Raw genomic sequence first — 5,848 nt, 5'->3', positions numbered from 1 at the left:
CAAACCGGCGCGCCGGTGGTGGGCCGCAGCCAGTTGCTGGTCGCGGCCGGTATCCGTCATCGGTTCTGAGCGCCGGTTCGCGACGCTGCCGGATAAGGGGCACGCAGGGATCTTCCCAGCGCTTCGCTCAAAGCGCCGAATGATCCTTCACAGCGTCTTCGAGCGCGGACTTCAGTCCGAGGAAGCGCTCGTCGACCGCTGCCGGATTATCGCGGTTCAGTGCAATCATCTGGGCTCGCGCATCGCCGCCGCGGATCACTTCGAATGCATTCGCCTCGATGCCATCGACGATGGCCGCAGCCACCGCGGACGCGGGCTCGCGGGAGAAGCCGAGGTCGGGCCCGGCGCGGTTCGATTTCATCATCGGCGTGTCGGTGCCACCCGGATAAGCGGTCAGCACATGGATGCCTTCGCCCTTGAGTTCGCGCCGCAGTGCTTCGCCGAAACAGGCGAGGCCGGCCTTGGTCGCCGCGTAGGTCGCGTAGAACGGCGCGCCGATCAGCGCGATGCCAGAGGCGATGTTCACGACCATCGCGTCGCCGCTCTCGCGTAGCATCGGCAGGGCCGCGCGCGTCAGCAGGATGGGCGCAACGAGATCGACGTCGATCATCGCCAGCAGCTCGGCTTCCGGCGTGTTTTCAAGGCGCCCGGCCCGCACGCCTCCCGCATTGTTCACCAGCACGTCGAGGCCGCCGAGTAGGTCCACGGCCTGGGTGATCGTCGCCGCGCGGCCTTCGGGGCTCGCCACGTCGGCGGCGACACCCCACACGGACGGCGCGGTTCGCTGAAGCGCCTCGACCGCGTTCGCCAGCGCATCGGGCCGTCGCCCGGTGACGACGACTTTCGCCCCCTTGGCGAGCAACGCGTGCGCGAGTGCAAGCCCGATGCCGCTCGAGCCACCGGTAATCAGAATACGCGCGCCTTCGATCCTCATTGCTGTGCTCCCTCCAGTTTGTCCTGTGTCGCGGTCTCGAAATCGTTGGCGTCGTGGCGCTCGCGAAGCTGCCCGGATAGTTCTCCGCTCGTCCTGTTGACCATGCGTCCACGCCTTACTGCGGGCCGTGCGAGAAGCATGTCGGCCCAGCGTTGAACGTGGGTGTAATCCTGCACGGAGAGAAACTCCGCCGCACCGTATTGCCAGCCTTTGACAAGGCCGCCGTACCACGGAAACACCGCGATGTCGGCAATGGTGTAATCGCTACCGGCGATGTACTCGTTGACGGCGAGTTGCCGGTCGAGCACGTCGAGTTGGCGCTTCACTTCCATTGCGAAACGGTCGATCGCGTACTCGATCTTGCTCGGCGCATACGCGTAGAAATGGCCAAAACCACCGCCCAGGTACGGCGCGCTGCCCATCTGCCAGAACAGCCAGTTCAGTGTCTCGGTGCGGGCCTCGACCTCTTTCGGAAGAAAGGCACCGAACTTCTCGGCCAGATACAGCAGGATCGAGCCCGATTCGAATACGCGCACCGGCTTCGGCCCGCTGCGATCCAGCAACGCAGGGATCTTCGAGTTCGGATTGATGTCGACGAAGCCGCTGCCGAACTGCTCACCCTCGCCGATTTTGATCAGCCACGCGTCGTACTCGGCGCCGGCATGACCCGCGGCGAGCAGCTCTTCCAGCATGATCGTGACTTTCACACCATTGGGCGTGCCCAACGAATAAAGCTGAAGCGGGTGGCGTCCGACCGGCAGCGCTTTGTCATGCGTCGGCCCGGCGACTGGCCGGTTGATGTTCGCGAAGGTGCCGCCGCTGGGTTTGTTCCAGCTCCAGACCTTCGGCGGAATGTAGTCGTGGGAATCTGCCATGCTCTTCTCCGTGATGGTTACGCAGCCATTCAGGCAACCGGGGGATAGTTCGACGGGAAGAGCGCGCGTCGGGTCTCCTCGTCGTTGACCTTCTTGAATTCGTGAGCCGTGCCGACTGCTCTGGCTCGGGCCGCCGCAGGTCTGGCGTCGACCGTCGCGAACAGCCGTTGCAGGTTCGGAAACGCCGCGAGCGGATCGTCGGCCCCCTTGAGTACGCGCGATGCGCGATCGAGCCATCCCCAGGCCGAGATATCCGCGATCGTGTACGTTTCACCGACGATATACGTGCGCCCTTCGAGATGGTCGTTCAGCACCTGGTAATGGCGCTCGGCCTCTCGTCGGTAACGATTCACCGCATAGTCGAGCCCTTCGGGCGCGGCGAACTGAAAGTGCACGGCCTGGCCCGAGAACGGGCCAAGACCCGAGGCGAGAAACAGCAGCCACGAAAGCAACTCGGGCCTGTCCTGCGGCGAACCGAGCAGCTTGCGGGTCTTCTCCGCGAGATAGAGCAGGATCGCCGTCGAGTCGAAGACGCGCGCTTGCTGGCCGCCCGGCCCTTCCGTATCGACGATGGCGGGCACCTTGCCATTGGGGTTGATCGCGCGGAATTCCTGCGTGTGCTGCTCGCCCTTGCTCGTATCGACGGCAATCGTCTCGTACGGAAGACCGGTCTCTTCAAGAAAGAGAGCGACCTTGGCGGGGTTTGGCGTCGGATGGAAATAAAAACGGATCATGGCGGTACTCAGGTTGGTGAAATGGGTGATGCACGACGCGCAGGCACGGGCCTGGAAGCCAGCAGCGCGCCGAGGAAGATGACGACGACCGGGACCTTGCCGCTTGCCATCGATCAGAGCGGCCGAAGCGATGTGAGCGCGGCGAGGATCGCATCCGGTTCGAGCCGCTTGCGGTAATCGACTTCGATACTGGCGAGGGTAATGCGACCATCGGGAGCGATCACATAGGTGGCAGGAACCGGCAGTTCCCAGCTCGCATCGCCATTGATCGCAGGCAATGCCTTGTTGTTCGAGCGAAGCGCGTCACGCAGGTCCTCGGGCAGTGCATAGACGAGCCCGAAGCGGCGTGCGACGGAATTGCCGGCATCGCTCAGAACGTCGAATGTCAGCGCGTTTGTCTGCGCCGTGTTCAGCGAACCGTCGGAAAGCTGTGGCGAGATCGCGACCAGCCGGGCGCCCCGCGCGGCCATCTCCGGAACGATTGCCTGATAGGCCCGCAACTGAATATTGCAGTAAGGGCACCATCCGCCGCGATAAAACGTAACGACAACCGGCCCGCGCTGCAACAGACCGGACAACGACACCGGATTGCCTCGCACGTCCCGCAGTGAGAAGTCTGGCGCCTGATCGCCAGTTCCAACCGCTTTCTCCACTCCGAATCCCGCACGCAACTCGTCGATCCTGGCCTCATAGAGCGCGACGCGCCCCAACGGCGCAGTGCGTGCAAACTCAGCCCTGAAGCTGTCCAGCTGCTCCCGCAGTCCCATGACTCTTTCCTCCCCCGCGCGCCGTTGCTCGGGCATGATGTACGCAAGGCCGCATGCCGGCCACGCCTTCCAGTTTTAGAGCGTGCGTTCTATAATCGCTGATCGCAGCGAAACTGGCAAGTCCGTTGCGCGATGACTGCATAGGTGACAGGCAATGGCGAGACCAAGGGAATTTAACGAAGAGGCAGTGCTGGAAGCGGCGGTCCAGTGCTTCTGGAGATTCGGCTACGAGGCGACTTCGGTGAAAGACCTCACCGAACGAACCGGCCTCACTGCTGCCAGCCTTTACAACGCGTATGGGGACAAGCGCGGTCTGTTCCGGGCAGCGCTCGATCGCTACGCGAATGGCAGCATAGGGAATCGGATACGGCGCTGCGAAGCGCTGCCTCCGCTCGAGGCGATCCATGCGTTCTTCGATGACATCCTGCGCCGCTCGCTGACTGACCGCCAGCACAAGGGCTGCATGCTCGTGAATTCGGCGCTGGAGATAGCGCCGCACGACGCTGAATTCCAGAAAGTCATCGCGGGCGTGCTTGCCCGTATCGAAAGCTTTTTTCTCGGTTGCATCGAAGCAGGTCAGGCCAACGGAACCATCACGCAATCAGTGTCGGCGGAAGTCCTCGCCCGGCATCTTCTTGGCGTTCTGATGGGGGTTCGCGTGCTGGCTCGGGTTCGGCCAGAGAAAGCTTTGCTGAAAGGCGTGATTGCGCCTGCGCTTGCGCAGCTTGCACCCCCTGACGTTCAATCGAACTAACGTCTGATGAAGCAAGGCGTAGCAGCGGTGACGAACATGGACGCGCTTGCCACAACGGCATAGTTGCCCTGTTGGCGGCGGCGGCCGATTACATCGGCTATCTGCCCGTCGACCTAGCAGGCCGGGGTACCGTCGACGCGCTTGCATGAGGTAGGCATCGTCTGCTTTGCCAGGTTGAGAATGCCAAGTTCGTGCTCGATGCCCTCGATTTTCTTCAGCGCATCTTCGAAACCGTCAGCGCCTATCATCTTCTGCTGCACCTGAACGAAGTGCTCGCGCATTTCATCGTAGGCCTGCGCCGACAACTCCTTCTTCCATGCCGGAAAGACCACCGTGTCCTCATGAGCAGCATGGAACCGGTACATGTTGTCGAATGCGTCCAACTGCGATGCAAGCTGTCCTGCGTTGGCCGAAGGGATGACACCGGTTTTGGTGATGTCCTGCAGGTATTTCAGGAATCGCGGCTTCGTTCATGCTGGAGAATCAGCACGGCCGGATACCGTGCCGTCGCGGGGTCGCCTTTCAACACCTGGGGAAATACGAAGGTCTCTTCAATGGCTTTTTCGTGATAGTCGCCTCCGAACTTCTCGAACAGGATGGCTGTATCGTGCAGCGGACGCCCGATGTTCTGCGCCTTTCCCGCATGCAACAGAGAGGCGCAGTGGTGGCATACCAGCAGCGCCCGGCGCAGGATGCCATGGTCGCTCATCAGCTCTTCGTTGGGCTCGGTTGGCTTCTCTTGCGCCCGCGCAACTCGGGCATCGCGGCGACGCCAAGCGTTGCGAGCAGGCCGGTCTGGATCAGTTTTCTGCGTTTCATGACAATGCTCTCCGGTTAGCTACAGCGTTAGCTGCTGAGCAGACAGGATGCCCGGGTGAACACCGGCGATCACGACGGCTGTCTTGGCGGCTGTCTTCCGATCTGCGAGGCGCACGTTACCGCGGCTATGTACGTCCGCTCCGGCGCGAGCCGCGCCCAGCGTCGAACCGGGCACGCGGGCAACGCCCCATTTGCCCTGTCACTGAGCACCGCGCCGGGAAGTGCACTAGCTCAGCGATTCGCGACTATCCCAAACGCCCAGCCGAAAGAATCCATCTCCGACTTGTGCAGCAGCGCGAGCTTCTGCAGGCAGCGTTCCCCTTGTGCCGTCAGATGCACTTGCACCTGGCGACGATCCTGGTCGCCGGGCTTGCGTGTCACGAGCCCAGCGGCTTCACAGCGCGTGACCAGTGCCGCGGTGCCATTCGGCGCGGCCTGCAGACGCTCGGCGAGTTCCCCGACCGTCGCCCACTCACGCTGCGGAAAACCCCTGACGTGCAACATCAGTTGGTACTGCAACGGCGTGATGCCTTCCGCGTGCGTAATCTCCTCGGAGTACCGGAGGAACCGGCGCAACTGGTAGCGGAACTGAGACATCATTACCAGATCCTGCTTGCCTAGTAGCTTTGCCTTGACGTCTTTAGGAGAGCGCATCCCACCTCCAGCTATGGCAAATCGTTGCATACGCGTCGCGAGATCGTGAAGCCGGGCAACGGACACAGCAAGTGCCCGCTGCCCGCTTACTTGTGAATCTTGGCACGCAGCCGTTCCACCTCCCGGTCCGAAACGGGCGCCGCGCGGTTGCCCCACGCGCCGCGGATGAAGCTGACCACCTCCGCGATTTGCCGCGACGTCAGCTGGTCGCGAAAGCCCGGCATCTTCTGCGGGCCGGGGCCCGAATCGATCGCGGGGCTATTGCTGCCTTCGATCACGATGCGCATGATCGACGTGGGGTCTTGCGCAAG

8 protein-coding genes and 1 pseudogene are annotated in these 5,848 nt (G+C 62.7%); 1 reads left to right on the top strand and 8 read right to left on the bottom strand.

The annotated features are described in order from the left end of the window. Window positions 1–127 precede the first annotated feature (127 nt). The 4 genes from VGH68_RS07375 to VGH68_RS07360 form a co-directional block, all read right to left on the bottom strand. Window positions 128–934, bottom strand: a complete 807-nt coding sequence (locus VGH68_RS07375; RefSeq protein WP_331602900.1) for an SDR family NAD(P)-dependent oxidoreductase — start codon at window positions 932–934, stop codon at window positions 128–130. Next, window positions 931–1,809, bottom strand: a complete 879-nt coding sequence (gene yghU, locus VGH68_RS07370; RefSeq protein ID WP_331602898.1) for a glutathione-dependent disulfide-bond oxidoreductase — start codon at window positions 1,807–1,809, stop codon at window positions 931–933. Before yghU ends, VGH68_RS07375 begins: the two co-directional genes overlap by 4 nt. A gap of 29 nt (window positions 1,810–1,838) precedes the next feature. Beyond that, window positions 1,839–2,543 (bottom strand): glutathione S-transferase family protein, encoded by a 705-nt coding sequence (locus VGH68_RS07365; protein WP_331602897.1) that lies wholly within the window; start codon window positions 2,541–2,543, stop codon window positions 1,839–1,841. 113 nt (window positions 2,544–2,656) lie between these two features. Next, complete coding sequence (locus VGH68_RS07360) at window positions 2,657–3,310, bottom strand: peroxiredoxin-like family protein (RefSeq protein WP_331602896.1); 654 nt, start codon at window positions 3,308–3,310, stop codon at window positions 2,657–2,659. 154 nt (window positions 3,311–3,464) lie between these two features. Between VGH68_RS07360 and VGH68_RS07355 the strand changes: the two genes are divergently transcribed. Next, complete coding sequence (locus tag VGH68_RS07355) at window positions 3,465–4,064, top strand: TetR/AcrR family transcriptional regulator (protein ID WP_331602895.1); 600 nt, start codon at window positions 3,465–3,467, stop codon at window positions 4,062–4,064. A gap of 113 nt (window positions 4,065–4,177) precedes the next feature. Here VGH68_RS07355 and VGH68_RS07350 read toward each other — a convergent pair whose 3' ends face one another. The 4 genes and pseudogenes from VGH68_RS07350 to VGH68_RS07335 form a co-directional block, all read right to left on the bottom strand. Continuing rightward, window positions 4,178–4,447: a hypothetical protein gene (locus VGH68_RS07350; RefSeq protein ID WP_331602894.1), complete on the bottom strand. Its 270-nt coding sequence runs from the start codon at window positions 4,445–4,447 to the stop codon at window positions 4,178–4,180. 68 nt (window positions 4,448–4,515) lie between these two features. Next, window positions 4,516–4,773, bottom strand: coding sequence for a hypothetical protein (locus VGH68_RS07345; protein ID WP_331602893.1), 258 nt, complete (start codon window positions 4,771–4,773; stop codon window positions 4,516–4,518). 341 nt (window positions 4,774–5,114) lie between these two features. Further along, window positions 5,115–5,537 (bottom strand): MarR family winged helix-turn-helix transcriptional regulator, encoded by a 423-nt coding sequence (locus VGH68_RS07340; protein ID WP_331602892.1) that lies wholly within the window; start codon window positions 5,535–5,537, stop codon window positions 5,115–5,117. Window positions 5,538–5,623: 86 nt separating this feature from the next. After that, a pseudogene (locus VGH68_RS07335) lies at window positions 5,624–5,848 on the bottom strand (cytochrome c); the annotation flags it as partial.

The sequence above is a fragment of the Paraburkholderia sp. genome, from assembly GCF_036488505.1.
Classification (GTDB): Bacteria; Pseudomonadota; Gammaproteobacteria; order Burkholderiales; family Burkholderiaceae; genus Paraburkholderia.
The sequence above is the reverse complement of the archived record's forward strand: the minus strand, read 5'-3'. Positions and strand labels throughout refer to the sequence as shown.

Bases quoted from the DNA above. Each gene is read 5' to 3' on its own strand.
- VGH68_RS07355 (WP_331602895.1), top strand. From the start codon at position 3,465: ATGGCGAGACCAAGGGAATTTAACGAAGAGGCAGTGCTGGAAGCGGCG.
- yghU (WP_331602898.1), bottom strand. From the start codon at position 1,809: ATGGCAGATTCCCACGACTACATTCCGCCGAAGGTCTGGAGCTGGAAC.
- VGH68_RS07340 (WP_331602892.1), bottom strand. From the start codon at position 5,537: ATGCGCTCTCCTAAAGACGTCAAGGCAAAGCTACTAGGCAAGCAGGAT.
- VGH68_RS07345 (WP_331602893.1), bottom strand. From the start codon at position 4,773: ATGAGCGACCATGGCATCCTGCGCCGGGCGCTGCTGGTATGCCACCAC.
- VGH68_RS07375 (WP_331602900.1), bottom strand. From the start codon at position 934: ATGAGGATCGAAGGCGCGCGTATTCTGATTACCGGTGGCTCGAGCGGC.
- VGH68_RS07360 (WP_331602896.1), bottom strand. From the start codon at position 3,310: ATGGGACTGCGGGAGCAGCTGGACAGCTTCAGGGCTGAGTTTGCACGC.
- VGH68_RS07365 (WP_331602897.1), bottom strand. From the start codon at position 2,543: ATGATCCGTTTTTATTTCCATCCGACGCCAAACCCCGCCAAGGTCGCT.